Annotated in this window: 14 protein-coding genes and 1 other annotated feature; of the genes, 4 read left to right on the top strand and 10 right to left on the bottom strand. The window is 48.8% G+C overall.

Features of this window, described 5'->3' with window-relative positions; all coding sequences use genetic code 11:
* Positions 1–38: 38 nt before the first annotated feature.
* From AB4Y93_RS16335 to AB4Y93_RS16325, 3 genes are all read right to left on the bottom strand, one after another.
* On the bottom strand, positions 39–1,670 hold the full coding sequence (locus tag AB4Y93_RS16335) for an ABC transporter substrate-binding protein (protein ID WP_441893711.1): 1,632 nt from the start codon (positions 1,668–1,670) through the stop codon (positions 39–41).
* A 105-nt stretch (positions 1,671–1,775) separates the two neighbouring features.
* Entirely contained in the window at positions 1,776–2,663 is an 888-nt protein-coding gene (locus AB4Y93_RS16330) for a carbohydrate ABC transporter permease (protein ID WP_167282153.1), read from the bottom strand.
* A gap of 26 nt (positions 2,664–2,689) precedes the next feature.
* Positions 2,690–3,664 carry an ABC transporter permease gene (locus AB4Y93_RS16325; RefSeq protein WP_441893708.1) on the bottom strand — a complete coding sequence of 325 codons (975 nt, stop codon included), beginning with the start codon at positions 3,662–3,664 and terminating at the stop codon, positions 2,690–2,692.
* 212 nt (positions 3,665–3,876) lie between these two features.
* On the opposite strand from AB4Y93_RS16325, the gene AB4Y93_RS16320 reads away from it, so the two are divergent.
* The gene (locus AB4Y93_RS16320; protein WP_441893706.1) at positions 3,877–5,478 is read left to right on the top strand and encodes a response regulator transcription factor; all 1,602 of its coding nucleotides are present in this window, start codon (positions 3,877–3,879) and stop codon (positions 5,476–5,478) included.
* Between the two features lie 17 nt (positions 5,479–5,495).
* Positions 5,496–7,238: a sensor histidine kinase gene (locus tag AB4Y93_RS16315; RefSeq protein ID WP_441893703.1), complete on the top strand. Its 1,743-nt coding sequence runs from the start codon at positions 5,496–5,498 to the stop codon at positions 7,236–7,238.
* 277 nt (positions 7,239–7,515) lie between these two features.
* Here the strand turns inward: AB4Y93_RS16315 and AB4Y93_RS16310 are convergent, their stop codons facing one another.
* Both AB4Y93_RS16310 and AB4Y93_RS16305 read right to left on the bottom strand, forming a co-directional pair.
* Positions 7,516–10,557, bottom strand: coding sequence for a carbohydrate-binding protein (locus tag AB4Y93_RS16310; RefSeq protein WP_441893701.1), 3,042 nt, complete (start codon positions 10,555–10,557; stop codon positions 7,516–7,518).
* Positions 10,558–10,740: 183 nt separating this feature from the next.
* Entirely contained in the window at positions 10,741–13,065 is a 2,325-nt protein-coding gene (locus AB4Y93_RS16305; protein ID WP_441893699.1) for a glycoside hydrolase family 95 protein, read from the bottom strand.
* A 195-nt stretch (positions 13,066–13,260) separates the two neighbouring features.
* On the opposite strand from AB4Y93_RS16305, the gene AB4Y93_RS16300 reads away from it, so the two are divergent.
* Positions 13,261–14,130, top strand: coding sequence for an AraC family transcriptional regulator (locus AB4Y93_RS16300; RefSeq protein ID WP_441893697.1), 870 nt, complete (start codon positions 13,261–13,263; stop codon positions 14,128–14,130).
* A gap of 72 nt (positions 14,131–14,202) precedes the next feature.
* On the opposite strand, the gene rplT is transcribed toward AB4Y93_RS16300, so the two are convergent.
* The 5 genes from rplT to AB4Y93_RS16275 all read right to left on the bottom strand — a co-directional run bounded on the left by rplT (position 14,203) and on the right by AB4Y93_RS16275 (position 18,397).
* Complete coding sequence (gene rplT, locus AB4Y93_RS16295; protein WP_167282138.1) at positions 14,203–14,562, bottom strand: 50S ribosomal protein L20; 360 nt, start codon at positions 14,560–14,562, stop codon at positions 14,203–14,205.
* A gap of 53 nt (positions 14,563–14,615) precedes the next feature.
* Entirely contained in the window at positions 14,616–14,816 is a 201-nt protein-coding gene (rpmI, locus tag AB4Y93_RS16290) for a 50S ribosomal protein L35 (RefSeq protein WP_091186665.1), read from the bottom strand.
* 20 nt (positions 14,817–14,836) lie between these two features.
* Positions 14,837–15,334, bottom strand: coding sequence for a translation initiation factor IF-3 (gene infC, locus AB4Y93_RS16285; protein ID WP_167282366.1), 498 nt, complete (start codon positions 15,332–15,334; stop codon positions 14,837–14,839).
* A gap of 56 nt (positions 15,335–15,390) precedes the next feature.
* Positions 15,391–15,552: a sequence feature (ribosomal protein L20 leader region), on the bottom strand.
* 77 nt (positions 15,553–15,629) lie between these two features.
* The gene (locus tag AB4Y93_RS16280; RefSeq protein ID WP_167282136.1) at positions 15,630–16,868 is read right to left on the bottom strand and encodes a glycosyltransferase family 2 protein; all 1,239 of its coding nucleotides are present in this window, start codon (positions 16,866–16,868) and stop codon (positions 15,630–15,632) included.
* A gap of 350 nt (positions 16,869–17,218) precedes the next feature.
* Positions 17,219–18,397, bottom strand: coding sequence for a glycosyltransferase family 4 protein (locus AB4Y93_RS16275; protein ID WP_441893694.1), 1,179 nt, complete (start codon positions 18,395–18,397; stop codon positions 17,219–17,221).
* A 274-nt stretch (positions 18,398–18,671) separates the two neighbouring features.
* Between AB4Y93_RS16275 and AB4Y93_RS16270 the strand changes: the two genes are divergently transcribed.
* A complete protein-coding gene (locus tag AB4Y93_RS16270; RefSeq protein WP_441893692.1) occupies positions 18,672–19,235 on the top strand; it encodes a phosphatase PAP2 family protein in 564 nt (187 codons plus the stop codon).
* Position 19,236: the final 1 nt, after the last annotated feature.

Raw genomic sequence — 19,236 nt, 5'->3', positions numbered from 1 at the left:
TGCTGGCCCTCCCCTTCCTCTCATTTCTTCCGATAATATTAATTCCACAGTTGTTTGCGGGCAGCATAATTGCTAGAATATACGGCTTCCACTTTGTCGTCGCCTGCGCCCTTCATATCGGACAGCATTTTATCAAAAATCGAGCTTGCTTCATCGGCCGAAGGCGCCATAATCGCTTTCGTGATCGCTTGCTTCATAATGTCGCTGATCTTTTGTTCGCTCAGCGCTTCCGGTGTACCGCCCTGCGGGCTCAAGCCATCGTAAATGGCAGTATCAAACACTGTATCGGACAGGTTTTTGATCGCCATCTGGTCGATCGGCGAACGCTCGTAACGGCCTGGAAGATCATACGGTGTGCCGTCTGTGCCCGGTCCGTTCTTAATAAACCAAGTCCATTTGCGAATGCCTGTTTCCTTGGTATATGCCGCCCAATCGTCTTTGAAAGCTTGCAGCGTTTCTGGACGCGGCACATGCTTGCCGTCCTTCATATCCCAGTGCGTGCCTTCGATTCCCCACATAAGCAGGTATTGCCCTTCTTCGCTTGCCAGGAAGTTAATGAACTGCATTGTACGTTCTGGATTTTTGTTCTTCTTCGTAATAGCAATCGCATCCCAGCCGAGTGAGCTGCGGCCGCCATACGTCGTCTTGGCAGGGTCTACACCATCTGCCACGACTTTATAAGCAAACAGCTGTGATTCTTCACCTTTATCCTTTTTGAGGATGGTGTTGGAGTTGCCCAGATCCCAATAAGCGCCTGTTGAAGAGAAGATCGTGCCTGTTGCGATTTTTTGCTCCCATACTTGGCGTTTGTTGATCGCCCATTCTTTGTCCATCAGACCGGAGCGATACAAGTCGTTCATGTACAAAATCATATCTTTGTACTTTGGATCCTTCACGTCATATTGCAGCTTGTCGTCATGCTCGTAGTAGCCATTCAGACCAAACATTCCTTTGAAGGTACCAAGCGTACCTCCCCAGTTCTCGCCGTCCATCGTCAGAGCGATTGAGTCCTTGCCGTCAATTTGCGGATATTTTGCTTTGAAGTCGGTCAAGAGCTGCTTGAATTCGCTTTGTGTGAATGGAACTCCGCCCTCAGCTTTGTTCGGTGCAAGCTCCTTCACGATATCTTTACGCATGTTGAAGCCAAATACCGGCTCATGCTCAAGACCATACCAGTTGGACAAGTAGTAGTTTTTACCGTCTTTGTAACGTGTTTTGTTCAGCACATCACCGTACATTTCGGTTACATCTGGACCGTATTGCTTAATCAGATCATCCAGCGGAATGATCGAGCCCGCTTCAATATACTTCGCCACCAGATCGCTGGAGCGATCGAACATAATCATATCCGGCAAGTCGTCGCTTGCCAGCATCAGGTTCAGCTTTTCCGTCGGATTGCCCGTTGGCTGTTGGATCTCAATCGTTACGCCGGTACGCTTCGTGATCTCTTTGGCGATGGCGTTATCGAATTTGTCACCTGTGTTTTTGTCAAAGAACGTAATTGTAATCGGATCTGTGCTTGGTTCCTTTGTTCCGTTGTTATTTCCCGTTTCGGTATTTGACGTTCCCGTGTTACTTGGTTTATTAGATGAATTGGAAGAACATGCAGATATTACGGAAATCATCATTACAGCTGTAAGCATAGACAGCATCCATTTTTTTGCGTTCATATGAAATCCCCCTAATTCAATAATTGTTGGCTAATTATAAAAGCTGTTCGGCCTTCTTCTGCCGGGCCGCACCTCCCCACAAGTAATCTGTAATGTCCAGGCCGATTAACTTTTTACTGCGCCTAGTGTCATACCCTTAACGAAATATTTTTGCAGGAACGGATACACCATGATAATCGGAAGCGTTGCGACCATCGTCGCAGCCATCCGGATCGTGTCCGGTGACACCGCCAGACGTTTAGCCGAATTCGCCATAGCCTGCGCATCGCCTACCATAGAGCCCGTTTGATACTGGTTCAAAATTTTGACGAGTACAGCCTGCAGCGTTTTCAAATCCGGATTATAGGTAAACACATAGGAGTCAAACCAGGAATTCCAATGGCTGATCGCCGTGAACAAGCCGATTGTTGCGAGAACTGGCGTCGTCAGCGGCAATATAATCCGGAAGAAAATCTGGATATAATTTGCTCCGTCCATTTTCGCCGATTCATCCAGCTCCTGCGGCAGTCCCTGCATAAAGGTCCGGATGATGATCATATAGAACACATTCATTAAACCTGGCACGATAAACACCATAAAGCTGTCGATTAGATGATAGCTTTTGAGCACCATATAGTAAGGAATTAGTCCGCCGCCAAAATACATCGTAAAGACGAAGTATAACGTCCAGAAGCGGTTCGCGACCAGCTCCTTCTTACTAAGTGCAAATGCCAGCATACTAATCGTGATAACTGCTAGCGGCGTACCGATGACTGTCCGCAGCAGCGTAACTCGGATCGCCATCCAGATCTCACTGTCGCTCAAAATCTGAGTATAGCTTGCAAGACTGAACTCTCTTGGCCACAGATACAGATTCCCCCGCAGCGTGTCCTCTGCACTGTTGAGCGAAATAATGAAGACATTCCAGAATGGATAGAACGTCACTATAAATATCGCAACGATAAATGTGTAAACGGCGGTCATAAAGAGAAAATCTTTTTTGTCTTTCACCATGACGTGTTCTCCTCTTCCGTTTTGTACTAGAACAGCGATTGCTCTTCCGTCTTTTTGGCCATCTGATTAACGGTGATGACAAGCAGGAATGCCACAACCGATTTGAACAAACCGACGGCAGCACCGTAGGAGAACATCCCGTTCTGCAAGCCGTATTTGTACGTGTACGTATCGATAACTTCCGAGTATTCCATAACCGTATTGTTCTGGAGCAGGTACTGCTGGTCAAAGCCGGCGTTCAAGATCCCGCCAATCGCGAGAATAGCCAAAATAATAATTGTCGGACGGATCGAAGGAAGCGTAATATGCAGCATTTGCTTCAGTCGGCTTGCTCCATCAACCCTCGCCACCTCGTACAGCTCAGGGTTGATTGCCGCTATCGCAGCCAGATACATAATGGCATTAAAGCCCATGTCCTTCCAAGCATTCGAGAAAGCGATAATCCACCAGAAAAGATGACCCTTCTGCATGAACTGGATCGGCTCGTCAACAATATGAAGTCCGGTCAGGATGTTGTTGATGACCCCGCCTGATGACAGCATCGTAATAATGATGTTCGCTGCGATAACCCACGAGATAAAATGCGGCATGTAGGAGACGGTCTGGAACGTTCGCTTGAACCAGCCGTTGCGCAGCTCATTAATCATTAAGGCCAGAATGATTGGCATCGGGAATCCGAACAGCAGCGACAAGAAGCTTTGCGCCAGCGTGTTACGCATAATCCGTACGAAATCGCCGTTAGTGAAAAAGTAATCAAACCACTGCAAGCCAACAAAGTCTGTCGTGAAAAATTGCTTAAAAAACGATCCGCCGCCCGGCTGATAGTTAATGAACGCCATATACAGCCCGAACATCGGCACGTAGGAGAACATCAAGGTCAGAATGATCGCGGGCAGCATAAGTACGTAAAGCAGCTTCTGCTCTTTCAACCTGTCAAGCAGTCCACCTCTTTTCCGCTTGACGGTAAGCGCTTGTGGATGCGTTTTCGTTTGTATGCTCATCGTGTTGCCCTCCCATGAATGGATTGCGTTGTCACCGCTTCGTGTCCTTATTATAGGCCGGCCAAAATAGCCGTTCTATAATAAGATCTACCGATTCATGCTCGAAACCCACACACTTCCTTTTGCTCCATTGTTGAATAGCGGCATTGCCGTTAAACTAGAGAAACATGATGCATGAAGTTATTATTCTACCGAGAAAGGCTGGTGCCGACATGTATTCTGTGCTGCTGGTAGACGATGAAGCGATCGAGCTGGAGACGATGGAGCATTATGTTCCTTGGGAACAAGCCGGCATACAAGTCGCTGGGACGGCGCGTAATGGAAAGGAAGCACTGGCTAAGCTGACCGAGCTGAAGCCAGACATTATCGTGACAGATGTGCGTATGCCCATCATGGACGGACTGGAATTTGGACGGCGCGCGAAGCAAATCGATAAGAGCGTCAAGCTTATTTATTTGAGTGGACATAATGAATTTCAATATATTAAGTCCGCCCTTAATATCGAAGCCGCAGGCTATTTGCTTAAGCCAATCGACATGGAAGAGCTGCTTGTGCTTCTGGAAAAAGTAAAGAAAAAATGCGAGGATGAACAGCTTGCCAGCGAAGGCGGCGGCTGGCAGCTTGAGAAGCTGCTGCTGCGCATTGTGCGCGAGTCATCCGCGCAGCGACGGCTTGAATGGATTCGGCAATGGGAGAAAGCCGCTTCCGGCTTTCTCGCTCATCAATCTTTTGGAGCCGCTTACATGACGTTCGAGCATCCGGCATTTCGCAGTAAATCGGCTGATAGTGCCGCAGGAGACAAAGCACAGCAGCTATCCTCCTCCATTCTGCCCGCAGACGCAGCAGAGACTGTGCGGGATTTGCTCAAGCGGAGACTAGACGCCGCTATTGTTCTGGAGACCGGACCAAACACGCTGTTTGTTCTATTCCAAGGAAAGCCTCAGCAATGGGACATTGCTTATTGGGAGCTGCTCCGGGAGGAGCTGCTGGCCGTAACGGCGCAGGGAGAAGCCTTTGCGACTATTGGCTTGTCCGGCCCTTACAAAGGGTTTGATCTGCTGAAGGAAGCTTACGAGGAGTCACAGCGTTGTAACGAAGAGAAATTGTACCGGCAGGCCGGATCCGTCATCCGAAGCGGCAGCAATGCAATGGTGATGCAGACCGATATCCCTGTCGAAAGCGCAGCAGCTTCCCTTATTGCCGCCGTCCAAGCAGGCGATGCGGAGCGTGTGGGCTTGGTGCTGGATGACTGGTTTTGCAGCATGCGGCAGGAGCGAGTCGAACGTAACTTCGCCGTTCGGGCGGTTATCCAAATGTTGACCATCCTGGAGCAGCATTTCACCTCCTTCATGGTAGGGCCGCTTCGCGATCAACTATTGGCGGATCACTGGAAGGAGCTGTCGTCACTCCCTACGATCGCCCATTATCACGCTTATGCACTTCGGTTCTGTTCGGAGCTGGTGAAGGCTGCTTCAGAACGTGATGTTGATCGCCATCAGTCGGTTGCCGAGCAGATTATGAAGCTGATCGCGGAGCGCTATCATCTGCCTCTTACAGTGGAGGATATCGCCAAAGAGGTCTTTTTGTCGCCGAATTATGTTCGTACCATCTTTAAAGAAAAGACCGGCGAGACTATCCTAGATTATTTGACCCGAATCCGGATGAATCATGCGTCTGAGCTGCTGAAAGACCGTTCGCTGAAGGTGCGCGAGATCGCCCACCGGGTCAGCTATGAGAATGTCTCTTATTTCTGCTCGGTATTCCAGAAGCATAAAGGCAGTACGCCTAACGAATACCGCAAATTGCAACTTTAGGCTGGAGTGGTCTGTCAATGAGGAAGCTTGTCGGATGGCTGATTAATCCCTTTTACAATTGGCGGCTTCGCGAGAAGCTGTTTGTCATGTTTTTGCTCGGGGGCATACTCCCTTTGCTCTTTTTCGTTCAATATTCCTATTCAACCATTCGCAGCGAGCTCTCCTCCCAGATGGTGGCGAATACTGGCTCTACGGTAGCGCAAATCAATTCCAACCTGGAAAATAAACTGGATACGTACACGAAGCTGTCTGCAACGCTGTACTTAGATTCCTCGCTGCGTGCCTATTTGACGAATGATTATTCGAAGGATCCATCTCTGTTTGTGGATGCCTACAAATATATCAATAACTCTTTCGTCAACATGCTGACGACAAATCCAGATATTGATTCGATGACGATCTTCATTAGCAATGAAACACTGCCCACCGATGGTATGTACATCAAAGCAATGGATAACAGCTTTATGAGCTCCTTGCCCTACAAGTCGCTGCGGGGCAGCTTTGGGGATGTCCGGTTTGTCACGTCGCCGCCTTTGCCCGACAAGCCGCCGATGTTCACACTGACACGTCTGCTGAATATTAGCAGCATGAACAACCCCTATGGCGTACTGACGATCAATATTTTGGAGTCCGATATTTTCCGGCTGATGGAGAAGGAAGCCAATGACAAGACGGTGCTGATCATTAATGAAGAAGGCATTGTTATGTCAGCCAAGGATAAAACGCTGCTGAATCAGCCGATCGACTTGCCGAATGCCTTCCCCGAAGAGACAAACGGCAAATTCGACAGCACGTATAAAGGCGAGAGAGTACTTGTCGTTTACAATACAACCAAATATGGCTGGAAAAGCGTCTCCCTCATTCCGTACAGCAGTTTTCTATCCAAGGCTCATTTGACGGCCAAACGCATACTTACGTACGCGTTAGTCAGTCTTGCGCTTATGGCGATAATGATCTATGTGACTGCCCGGCTGTTCACCAAGAGGATGGAGAAGCTCGTCGGCATGATCCGCCGCATTGAAAAGGAAGACTTCGAGCTTATCGACATTCGCCCGCTAGGGCGAGATGAGATCGGTCAAATAGGCAACGCGCTGCGGAAAATGGGACAGCGTCTGAACTCTCTGATCTCCGACGTCTACATGAAGGAGATCGATAAGCGAGAGGCGGAGCTGAACGTGCTGCAAGCGCAGATTAACCCGCATTTCCTGTACAACTCGCTTGCCTCGATCTCGTCGCTCGCTATACGAAACGCCGATCCAAGAATGAACAAGATGGTGACCGATTTGGCGAAGTTTTACCGTATCTCGCTGAACAAAGGCAAAAACACGCTGTCGGTGCATGAGGAAATTCAGTTGACCCGCTATTATGTATCTATCCAGCAAGTGCGGTTCGCCAATCTGCTCCGGGTTCACTACGATATTGACGAATCTGTGCTGCCCTGCCCAATCGTCAAGCTGACGCTTCAGCCGTTCGTCGAAAACTGTATCAACCATGCGATATGGGATCACGAGCACGGCATCAACATTATTATCAGGGCTTATCGAGAGGGTCAGGATATCCTGCTTAATGTGATTGATGATGGTATGGGGATGAGGATGCAAAGCGGACTCCTGCCAATAAGTGAGGATACGTTGTCGGGCTATGGTGTGCGGAACGTGGATAACCGGATTAAGCTGCTGTTTGGCGATTCGTACGGGGTGTCGATATTTAGTCGATTTGGAATTGGGACGACGGTGACGATTCGGATTCCGGGGAAATGAAGGACGGTTAAATGGGCATGCTGCGCAATTGAATGTTCTTCCGATCGCCATTGCTCGGGGATTCCTTTCAACAATCCTTGCGGATTGGAATCCCCGAGCAAAAGCGACCACTACGTTTCTCCAGAATCATTCAATTGCTCCACTTGCCTTTAACCTCATTTCCTGCCTTTGTCGCGTCGCTATATTTCCAAAATGCCTAATATCTTTTGATTATGCAGTTAKACAAAACAGCCGCGCAGGTTATCCCTGCACGGCTGTTTTGTTTGTTAGATGGTCTTTATATATTGATTTTCACTTTGTAGAGCTTCGATTGAGCGCCTTCCAGGCTCACTTGGAGAGTGTCTTTGGCTTCGACTTTGGAGTTGGTCCATGCGTCTGTGAGCTCTACCATGGATGATGCTGATACGCCTAATGCCCGCTTCAGGTCGATCGTTTTGACTGTTGGGTCGTTCGTGTAGTTGAAAACGGCCAGGTAGTAGTCCTGTTTGTCTTGGAGGACGAATACGTCCGCTGCGGCGTTGCCTGTGTTGCCTTCAACGGGACGGAAGGCTTCGCCGATCAGGGCGATATCGTTTACGTTTTTATTTGTCAGCAGCGACTTCATCAGCTTTTGTGTTTCCACATTGCTTACGTCATCAGAGTTCATGTAGACCGTGCCGGAAATCGCCGCGGAGTTAATCCGCGTCTGCGCCGCGTTATATGAGCCGCCTTTTGCGAGGGTCACATAATCCGGATCGGTGTAAGCATAGATGGTGCCGTTCTGCCACCAGCCATAGGTCAGATTGTTAAGCTGGTATTCCGTGCGGCTAAGGCTTCCATCAATATCGCAGGAAATGCGCCTTGCATGCGCATATTGGCTAGGGAACATCGGCGCGATCGAAGCGCTGATGAACATTTTGCCGCCAAGCGTCTTGTTGATATGAGCCATTCCCTGGTTGTAAGCTTGAATACCGGTTTGCACCTTAGGATCATAATGCTGGCCTTCGAAGGAGCCGTGGCTCAGGAAGTCGATCTTGATGTATTCAAATCCGTAATCCAGGAACTTCTTGAATACATATTTAACGCGCTGCTTCGAGCCCGGATGAGTAGGATCGATGGCATATGCGCCATCCACCTTAGGAAGGATGTTGCCTGCGGCATCCCGAAGTACAATATCGCCGTAAGTGTATTTGCCGTTTGTCCCTTCTACAGGCTGTGACATATTGTCGCCCCAATATACAAATGGACCATAGTAAATACCAGCTTTTTGCCCGTTTTTATTGATCACCTTCACAGCATCACGGAGCTGCTGCTCAGATAGGTTATCCCAATAGGAGTCCATATTGATATAGACGGTGCCCTTGTTTGTAAAAGACTTTTGCAGATTAGCCTTAAAGAAATTGGATACCTCAACAACTTTATCGTAGCTGAGCGAGCTTTCATATGCACCCCAGCTGTTCCAGCCAACCGGCACGCCGGAAGGCACGCCTTTCTCGAACTTAAGAGGTGGAGCAACAGCCGCATTAGCCTCCCCGTAGTTCTCCAGCCCATCGCGGTAATCCGCGTAATAGCCGATAGCAATTTGAGGTGAAGTAATGGTTTTCCCCGATACTTTGCCATGCCCGATGCTGTCATGCGTTGATGTGAGCGATGTAAAACCGCCATAAACCTTCAATTTATTTATCTTGTCATTTGAACCACTCCAGAAAACACCTGTTTTCCAGACATCATGGGTAACCGAACCAATAACGAGACCACTGCGGCTGGTGTTATCATAGATGGCCGTCATCTCGGAGCTGATATAGTTATTGTTATTAAGCGATGTATTGATCGTTCGCGCTTGATAACGGGACCATGCGTCATTGTCATACGGCGTAATCAGTACACGGTTATCTTCATAGCTGCCAAGATCAACACCACCGCTCGCATTCAGAACCAGCGGAGCCATATCATTCGAGCTGACCGCAGAGCTGCTCACCACTTGCTGTGATACGAGGAAGTAAGGCTGATCCTCATACAGCTGGTAAATTTGCTTCATAGTCGGCAAGCCCTCACTGCGATTCTCGACCGTAATACGGACGCCTTTGCCATGTCCGTCCTTTATTTTCTCAACTTCACTCAGCTTAAAGCTGTGTTCGCTGTATTTACGGCTATCCAGCAGTTGATCTTCCAACTGCGCGCTCGCATAAGCGCCTTTAACAAGCGTTTTGCCATTCCAAGCGAATGCCGCAAGACCTGATTCCGTATTGTACGTAACGCTGTAGGAGCCGGATTCGAAGGTAGCTCCTTTTTCATGTGCCGTTACTTTGATAGAGCCGTATTTTTTCGAATCAATCACTTTGCCAATCAAGCCAATGTTGTCCACCGGTCCTGGATCTTCGCCCGGAGCTTCCGCAGCTGCAATCTCCAGCTTATCGATATCTGGTGACCAGCCACCGTCATCGTTGAACGTAATCGTATTCGCTCCTGCCTTCAGTTCAATCTCCAGCTTGAACACGCCAAGCGTATCCCAGTTTTCCGTTTTGGGCAGCGCGTAATTTTCTAATGCGCCGTCATTGACGGCAATGGATACCGGACGTGGATCCCCCGAAATATAAGAGATGCTAAGCGTGTACACGCCTGCTTTTTCCGTCATAACATCTCGGAATTGAAGCGTGGATCCGCCCCACAGATTACCCACCTTCTTGCCTCCTGAGCAATCGGTAGCCGCTGAACAGCCACTAACAGATGCATTACCCGTTAATACATTGTTTGATGATTCTGCCTCGTATGCTGTACCCTCGACCGGCCCACCAGAACCATCGGATAACCGAAGATCGATCCGGTCAATGTCTGGCGAGTAGCTGCCTTCATCGTCCAAACGGATCGTGTTCACTCCTGCCTTGAGTTCAAGCTCCAGCTCGTAAACACCAAGCGTGTTCCAATCGACAGTACTCGGCAGATCATAGTGATCCACAGTACCATTGTTGATACTTACCCCAACCGACCTTGGATCTCCGGAAATATAGTGCACCGTCATCGTATATACACCAGCTGTCTCTACCGTCACCTCGTTGAAGGTTAGTGACGAGCCGCCCCACAGCCCTCCAACCAATTGCCCGCCCGAGCAGCCTACAGCTTCTTCGCAAGCTTTGACCTCCGCTTTGCCTGTAAGCGTATTGGTGGATGCTTCTGCTTCATACGAATAGCTCCCAGCAGCAGCTATCGAAGTAGTCGGATCCACACTTGCAGCGGCCTCAACTTCCCGCGCAGATGTTCCTCCAGCTAATTGGACAATCAGGACTGCAGCCAGCAAGAGGAACAAGCCTTTACCGGACCATGCCCCATACTTCCTTTTCATTACATCAAGCCTCCTGTTCGTATCGAAAATAGTGAAGCGCTTTCAAGGTGCTTTTTCAATGTAATTCAGAGAAGAGGCTTGAACAATCCCAATATTTAACGAACCATACGACAAACCGCCAAAGTTTGAAGCGAAGCCCCCGGCTCGCTCTTCCTTTGGCGGTTAGTTAACGATAAATATGAATTAAACCGTTTTAACCTCTACCAGCTTCAGCCGGTCATCCAACCGATAGCGCTTGCCTGCTTCCATCTGCAGGCTGATCTGTCTGCCTCCACATTTGATGATCGTTTCCAGATCGGAATACGCCGTTATTACCGCCTCAGTCAAACGGCCATCCTGCCACGTTGCCGCTGCTTCCGCATTTCCCTTCGCCCTCAAACCTCGATATGAACCAACAGACCAGTCTATCGGCAAGGCGGGTAACAAATGAATGGAACCTGCATGACTTTGAAGCAGCATGTCGGCAATCGCTGCCGTCCCACCAAAATTGCCGTCAATGACAAATATATTTGTCTCGGCACCAGCTACACCCGCCTTGGAATAGGACAGCAAGTTATCAAAGCAGAGCTCTCCGATCAAATGCCGGACATGCTTCACAGCCTGATTACCGTCATGCAATCTGGAAAAGCCAAGAGCGAACAACGCTGCCGTAAATTCAATATCTTCCCGCTCATCAACCAGCATCCGCCCCAGCAGTGTTTGCCTCATAGCCTCACTCAGCTCTGGCGTTTGTTCTGGCGTAATCTGGTTGCCGGGATAAACACCATACATGTGGGAGAAATGCCTGTGTTGCGGCTGCGCCTCAGCATAATCCTCCAGCCACTCCTGCAGTTGGCCACGCTTTCCGATTTGCAGCGGCGGCAGCAGCTTATTCGCCGATCTCAGACGTTCTTGCAGCTCCACATCTGTCTCCAGCAGCTCCGCCGATTCCAGCACGAAGTCAAACAAATCGCGGACAAGCATTTGGTCCATCGTTGAGCCCATAGAGAGCTGCTGCTCCCCCTGCTCAGGAGGACCTGGATAGAAGCTGTTCTCAGGCGAGGTTGACGGTCCAGTAACAAGCCAGCCGTATTTCGGATGCACCGTCATATAATCCAGGAAAAACAACGCCGCTTCCTTCATCACTAGATAGGCCTGATTGGATAAAAACTTACGGTCCATGCCGTATTCAAAATGCTCCTTCAGATGAGTCGCAATCCATAAGCCACCCGTCACGTTTAAGCCCCACGATCTTCCCCAGCCAGGCGACGCAAATCCCCATGCATTGGAGAACACATGCGCCACCCATCCCTCGCAGCCATAGAAATCCTCAGCAGCTGCACGACCTGCCACTGCAAGCTGCTCGATATAATTCATAAGCGGAATGTGGCATTCTGCCAAATTGCTGATTTCTGTCGGATAATAATTCATCTCGGTGTTCACGTCGAGGTGGTAGTCGCAGCTCCATGCCATTGCGTTAGCCTCACCGTCATTCCAGATCCCCTGCAGATGAAGCGGCAAACGCGAGTCATGCCGTGATCCAGCAATCGTCAAATATCGTCCGTACTGATAAAACAAAGCGATAAGTCCGTTGTCCTCCGAATCTCCAGCCCTCAGCCGTCGAATCCGTTCGTCTGTCGGCAGGGCACCTAACGTGTCCGAGGAGCCTCCAAGGTCAAGCTCTACGCGGTCAAACAGCGTTTGATAATCACAAATATGATTGTCCCGCAGCTGCTCGAAGCCTTTTGCCTCCGCCGCTTTAAGCCGCTCCATACTCTCGGCCTTCCACCCTTCATCCATACGGCCATAGTCAGTCGCCGCCGCGAAATAAAGGATGACCTCATCGGCTTGCTTGACGACAAGGGCACCATCCTCGCCGAGTAAACTGCCACCTTTAGCGACAATCTTTAGTCCACCTTCACACCATACCCCGCAAGCTCCGTCGCTATGTATGTTTTCCGTTGCCTGAGTGCGGAAAGCCAGCTTATCCGAACCTTCCAGCCAGGTATCAAACGTATTCGTTCTGCCCGATAGGCGCAGCGTAAGCGAGACGCTTCCTATCCTATCACCTTGTATACGGGAGACCAGCACCCCATCCGCATGCGTCGCGAACGTTTCCCTGCAGATCGCCGCTCCTGATGTGCCTCTATACGATACCGTTGCGATCGCTCTTTCCAAATCCAGCTCCCGCATCAGTTCACTTCCTTCATCATCCCCATAGGTGATAAGAATATCGCATAACGATAGGTTCGTACCGAAGTTGCCTTTCTTTGGCTCTAGCTGTTCTTCAGCCAGCTTGTCTCCAAGCACATAATCACCGCTGAAAAAAGCTTCCCGCATGACGGACAGCTTTCCTTTTGGATCCTGTGACCCACCAAAGCGTTCCGGCTTACCCGACCAAAAAGTAACCTCTGTCATATTCCAGGTTTCGCTGTTGATGCCGCCATGCAGCACAGCACCTAGCTGTCCATTTCCAAGCGGAAGCCCTTGCTTCCAGCTTGTTGCCGGTCGTGTATAAGTCATTTTCATCACAATCATCCTCCCGGGTGTTGGCTAATCATCCGCCTTAACGGTGAAAGCCCTTTCGCAAATTTCGCCATTATTGTAACATTGATAACCATAGACGTATTTGCTCACCAGTCCATTTAGTTGATGATTAGTCCGGTAATTTTATGAATGATTGTACCCTAGAGGGTGGACGATTGCCAAAGCAGGGGGAAAGCGATGAAAAACTTGAATGAATTAAAGCCTTATGTCGGTGATTCCATGCGTTATCTATATGTTGGCGGTTGGAACGAGAAGCTGCGTGTCTGCAATGTGTATGCATTCCATCTGTTTCTAGACGGGCCTGGCGAAATGGAAGTGAACGGGAAGCTGTACCCGATCGACCGGCATACCTTAATTTTCCTGCGCCCGGGTGAGCCCCATGCCTTCCATATTACAAAAGGACAACCACTCTCTTCCTTCAACCTCTATTGCGACATGTGGACAGGTGCATCTAATCCCGTATCTCTTAGCCGGGTCTTCATTCACGCGCCTGAGCCATTCTCACTGGAGTCCAGCTCGGTGATGGAGGTAAGCTCAGAGCTGGACTCGCTGCCAAGCTGTTTCTCACTCCAGCCCTATCCGTGGCTTTACGATTCCTTCGTTACGTTAGCCAAGCAATTCGAAGAAGCTAAGCACTACCGTGCCGAACTGGTAAATAGCTTGCTGTACGCCTGGATGCTTAGCTGGTACAACGTTATTCACACCAGCCAGCCAAGTGACTTCCGGATCGTCAAGCTGCTCGCGCACTTGAACGAGCACCCAGAGATGCGCTCCTCCGTAGAGGAGTGGTCGGCGATGTGTGGTCTGAGGCGTTCCTACTTCCATTCCCTCTTTCTGCGCGAAACCGGGTATACACCAAGTGTCTACCGCCACAGACTGCTGATGAAACAAGCTGCTCAACTGCTCGTTGAAACGAATTATTCGGTGACCGCTATTGCCGAACGGCTTGGCTATCTATCCATACATCCGTTTACCCGCCATTTCAGCGCATTCCACGGTGTCAGCCCGCGTGCATACCGGTTGCAGCCATCTCCAGCCCTTATTTAACCATCGTCTTAAAAGACAAAAAGAGGTTGTCCCCCTTAAAGGGAACAACCTCTTCTATATCACGCTTAGAAACTAAGCGTTGATTTTCTCTTTTGCAACGCCAGCAAGGGAGTTGAACGAGTTGATGTCGTTAACAGCCAGATCAGCAAGCATTTTGCGGTTTACTTCGATGCCAGCCAGTTTCAGGCCGTGCATGAATTTGTTGTAGGAAAGACCGTTCAGACGAGCAGCCGCGTTAATACGAACGATCCACAGTCTGCGGAATTGACGTTTGTTTTGACGACGGTCACGGTATGCGTAAAGAAGCGATTTACCAACTTGCTCCTTTGCTGTTTTAAACAGACGGTGCTTCGAACCGAAATAACCTTTTGCTAGTTTAAGAATTCTTTTACGACGACGAGCGCGGACAAAACCGCCTTTAACTCTTGCCATGAGTGGAAACCTCCCGTAGGTTGAATTGGATTATCTTATCTGAACAATTGCTACTATTTAAGGTTAGCGAGACCTTGTTGAATACGACGAACGTCGCCAGCTGCCATCAGTGGTTGGCCAGCAAGTACACGTTTTTGACGACCGGATTTGTGGGAAAGCAAGTGATTTCTGAACGCTTTATAGCGTTTTACTTTACCAGTACCAGTAATTTTGAAGCGGTCTTTCAGACTGCTGTGTGTTTTCATTTTAGGCATGTCGATTATCCTCCCTTTATTTAAGTGTTGCTTTTTGGTGCCAAAATCATAATCATGCTCCGGCCTTCCAGCTTCGGTGCACGTTCTACGCTGCATATTTCGGCAACCTCTTGCGCCAGACGATCCAGAATTTTCTGGCCGATCGACGCATGGGCGATTTCCCGTCCGCGGAAACGTACGGAAGCTTTAACCTTGTCGCCTTCACCCAAAAACTTAACGACATTACGGAATTTCGTTTGGTAGTCATGCTCGTCGATGTTGGCACGGAACCAAACTTCTTTAAGGTCGACGATCTTTTGATTCTTGCGTGCTTCTTTTTCTTTCTTCTGTTGCTCGTAACGGAATTTACCGTAGTCCATAATCCGGCATACCGGTGGTTTAGCCGTTGGTGCTACATTCACCAGGTCCAGACTAAGATCAATTGCCATTTGCATAGCTTCACGGATCGATTTGATGCCGATCTGCTCACCTTCCGCGCCAACAAGTCGTACTTCTCTGGCCCGGATCTCATCGTTGATTTGATGTTCTCTGCTAATAACGTGCCACCTCCAAGATAGGATGTTTATGTTTGTTTACAAAATAAAAAATGCGGGTTCGCACGAACCCGCATTGTATAACCGTTCATTATGGCTGCCCTTGTTACTTCTCAAGGGAAGCAACTCGTTAACCTTAGTCGATTATCGCGAACCAGTCGGCTGTACCGAAAGGTGAGAAGCGGGTGCTTCTGCTTGTGCAAATATGTTTGTCAAAAACGTTACCGACATACTATAACATAATGGATTTATATGTGTCAACCCATTATATCACGTGTAATTATAGCTGTTTGCTTTGCACGTCCTCGAGACGAATAACACGTGTGTGCTGTGTGTGGCTCCACTTCTTGTTGTTTTGCGTGAAGAACGCGTGAACCGTAATCGGCCACCACGACAAAGTGAACAGCAAGAAAGTTGGAATCCGCAGATACAGCTTCCATGGCACCTTCGCCATATACATCGAGAGCGGAATCTGAATAAATACGTACGCCATGTAAGGCACACTCAGCCAAATCGGAAGCAGGTTGTACACCGATTCCACGTCGTTTCCGCCAAACAGGACGATATCGCCCCAGATGATCGCAGCGATGAAGAAGCCGGCTAAATAGTTATATGCGTTAAAAACGTAGAGCGCAGCGTCAATCTTTGTCATGCTGCGGTCTTTGATCCCCTGCCACAATAGCGGCAGCATGTATTTGCGTGTAACGTCGAAATGTCCTTGCATCCAGCGCAGCCGCTGACGTGCCGATGCCTGGAACGTAATCGGCTTCTCGTCGAACACTTTCGCTTCGAAATTAAACTTCGGATAAATTCCCCGCTGAATACAGCGGACTGTAAACTCAAGGTCTTCTACGAGACTTGTTGCGCCCCAGCCCATTTCCTGCAGCAGCTTGGCATCAAAGCACATCCCCGTGCCTCCGAGGAAGTTAGCTAGACCAAGATTCGTGCGTGGCAGCTGCCAAAGTCGGTTACAGAACCAGTAGTTGATCGCATTAGCCGAGCTGATCCACGAGTCGTTCGGATTTTTTGTATCCAGGTAGCCTTGAATAACCCGGTGTCCATTAATCAAGTCATTGTTCATGTACTGCAGGAAGTCTGTTGCCACCAAATTGTCGGCATCAAAAATAGCGACGCCGTCATAACTTTTAGGCATTTTCCACAGTTCCTTCAGCATCCATTCTACTGCATAGCCTTTACCGCGCTGGCTTTTGTTATTACGAACGCAGGCATAAACGCCTTCATAGCTGTTCACAATATCGACGGTGCGGTCGGTACAATTATCGCAGATAACAAAAATATCGAACAGCTCGCGAGGATATTTCATTTTCATCAAGTTTTCAATAAGCGCCCCGACAACCTGTTCTTCATTGTGCGCCGCGATAAGCAAAGCGAATGTCTTTTGCGGAGGATGGGATACATCTTCTTTTTTTCGGTGCCAGCCAAAGCATGTCAAAAACAGTTGGTACAAGCCCAGCAATGCAAAGACAATTTGGAACACTAGCATGATCGTGTTGAACATTTTTCGGTACTGCCCCCTTGAGACCCCTTTTTAATTGCCCGTTCTAATCATCCTCATTCGGACGCTGACAGGCTCTTTACTATCATTTCTCTCATGTGTCCTTACGCCGCTTTTTTATTTGTATCAGCGATTCGTGAGACCTTTTTGATTTTCCACACAATGCTTATCTTTGTCAAAACCGCTATATCCCGCCATTATCGATTATCCAGCCATTAAAACGCTTGCATGCCAATCAGATGGTTACATTACCTCCTATTCCGCCCTATCGCCCTTATTTTCATCCATTTCCTAATTTTTTAGCCCTTACGTCCAATACATACGTGCAAGCTTGAGACAATGTTCCCAGTTCATCACTTTGCTTTGTGACGAATCTGTGGCTGAATAGGTGTCGAATACCGTTCAAAGCTTGAAGCCAGCTTGTCGAAAATAGCCTCCCACGATTGTTTGAGGCCGTATATTCGGCCTTGCTCAGCCATTGCTGCACGCCGTTCGTCATTGTTATAGAGCAGCTCCATGGCTTCCGCAAATGAATGTGCATCGGTCGAATCGCATAACATTCCTGTTACACCGTGCGAGACGGAATCGGTAACGCCGCCTTTGTCCGCACAGATAACTGGTGTCCCGCAGGCCATCGCCTCCAGCACAACATTGCCAAATGTTTCTGTCTCCGACGGAAACAAGAACAAATCCGCGGAAGCATACCACTTTTGCAAATCAGGCAGCGCCGTAAAACCAATAAAACGAGCATCGATTCCTTCACGGCGGCAACGTTCCTTAAGTGCATCTGCCGAAGGTCCATCGCCAGCGATAACAAAGACTGCTTCCGGACATGTATGGCGCCGAAAATCTGCAAAAGCGTCAAGCGCGATATCGACATTTTTCTCAGGAGCTAATCTTCCAACATAAAGCACGACAAATCGACTGCTGTCGATTCCTTGCTGACACAGCCACTCCTCCCGGTCAACATTCGGATGGAAGACTTCCGTATCCATGCCTCGGCTCCATATTTCAAGCCGGCTGGCATCCCAGCCTTTATCCAATAAATCCTGATGAGTCGAATGAGAAGGTACATAAATGGACCGGCAGTCTTGATGAAACCATTCCATATATCTCCATAACAGCTTTGCCATCCATTGCAAATTGTAAAACGGCAAATATTGATCAAAATGGGTATGATAGGACGCAACAAGCGGAATGTGAAGCTTGCGGGCATAATGAATGCCGCAAAGACCGAGGTTAAACGGGGTAGCGACATGAATAATGGTCGGAGAAAACTCTTTTAACGCTCTGCGGATATGAATGGGATTAGGCAGTGCCAGACGGCACTCGGGGTATAAGAAGAATGGCAGACTTGCGAAGCGTTCCACTGAGCTTGACGTTTTGCCGCTTAACTTGCCGGAAGCCGGATCCGGCGCCAGCACAAGCACTTCGGCACCTTTCTGCTTCAAATAGTCCGTCCAGCGGCCAAGCGTGCGTGCCACACCGTTCACATCGGGCTCAAAAGTGTCGGTAAAAAGCGCAACTCTCATACAGGACGCCTCCTTATAATGAACCTTGATCGGTTCCAGTCTACAGGAGGACTGTTAGGCGATGATCAACCTGATTTTAAAAGTTCGTGAAGCTTTGAAAATATAGGCCTTCGTATAAACTTAAAACTTGCACAAGCTTAATTATTGAACAATAATAGGCAGATATCGATTATAATGTGTGGGAATTAATGCTTACGAAGTAGAATTGCTTCGCAATTCTTAAGCTAATGCTTACGAAGTAGAATTGCTTCGCAATTCTTTTAGGAGGAACCGGATGAGAAGAATGATAGGGTGGTTAAGATCAAGAGAAATGCAAATGATCCTGTGGGCGAATCAACGTCGTTCACAAAGCAGGTTTCATCGATGTCTTGGGCTATGGCTAAGAACGGTGACGCATGTTGGGGGAGCGTCATTTACACTCACCAGCTCATTCCTCGTTGCCATGTTTGCCCCAAATCCTTGGAGCTTAACTGGCTGGCAATGCTTTACGGCTGTATTCTTAAGTCATCTTCCTGTCTATGTCGTCAAACGAAAAATGAAGAGGCTGCGTCCTTATCAAGCTTTAAACGGGGTAAATACAGGGAAAAAGCCGCTTGTTGATTCTTCATTCCCTTCCGGGCATACAACAGCCATATTTGCATATATTATTCCAATTATTTCGGCAAGCAGTGTCTGGTTCCCTGTTATCATGCCGATCGCGGCGTTATTAGCCCTGTCGGTAGCATGGTCCCGTATGTATCTTGGCTTGCATTATCCATCCGATGTCGCCGCCGGCGCGCTTGTCGGCACGCTGACGGCATTGACTGTTGAATATGGCTGGACAGTTACGTTATTTTAGA

The organism is Paenibacillus sp. YAF4_2, assembly GCF_052113225.1.
GTDB lineage: Bacteria > Bacillota > Bacilli > Paenibacillales > Paenibacillaceae > Pristimantibacillus.
This window is presented reverse-complemented; position numbering and strand designations above follow the sequence as displayed.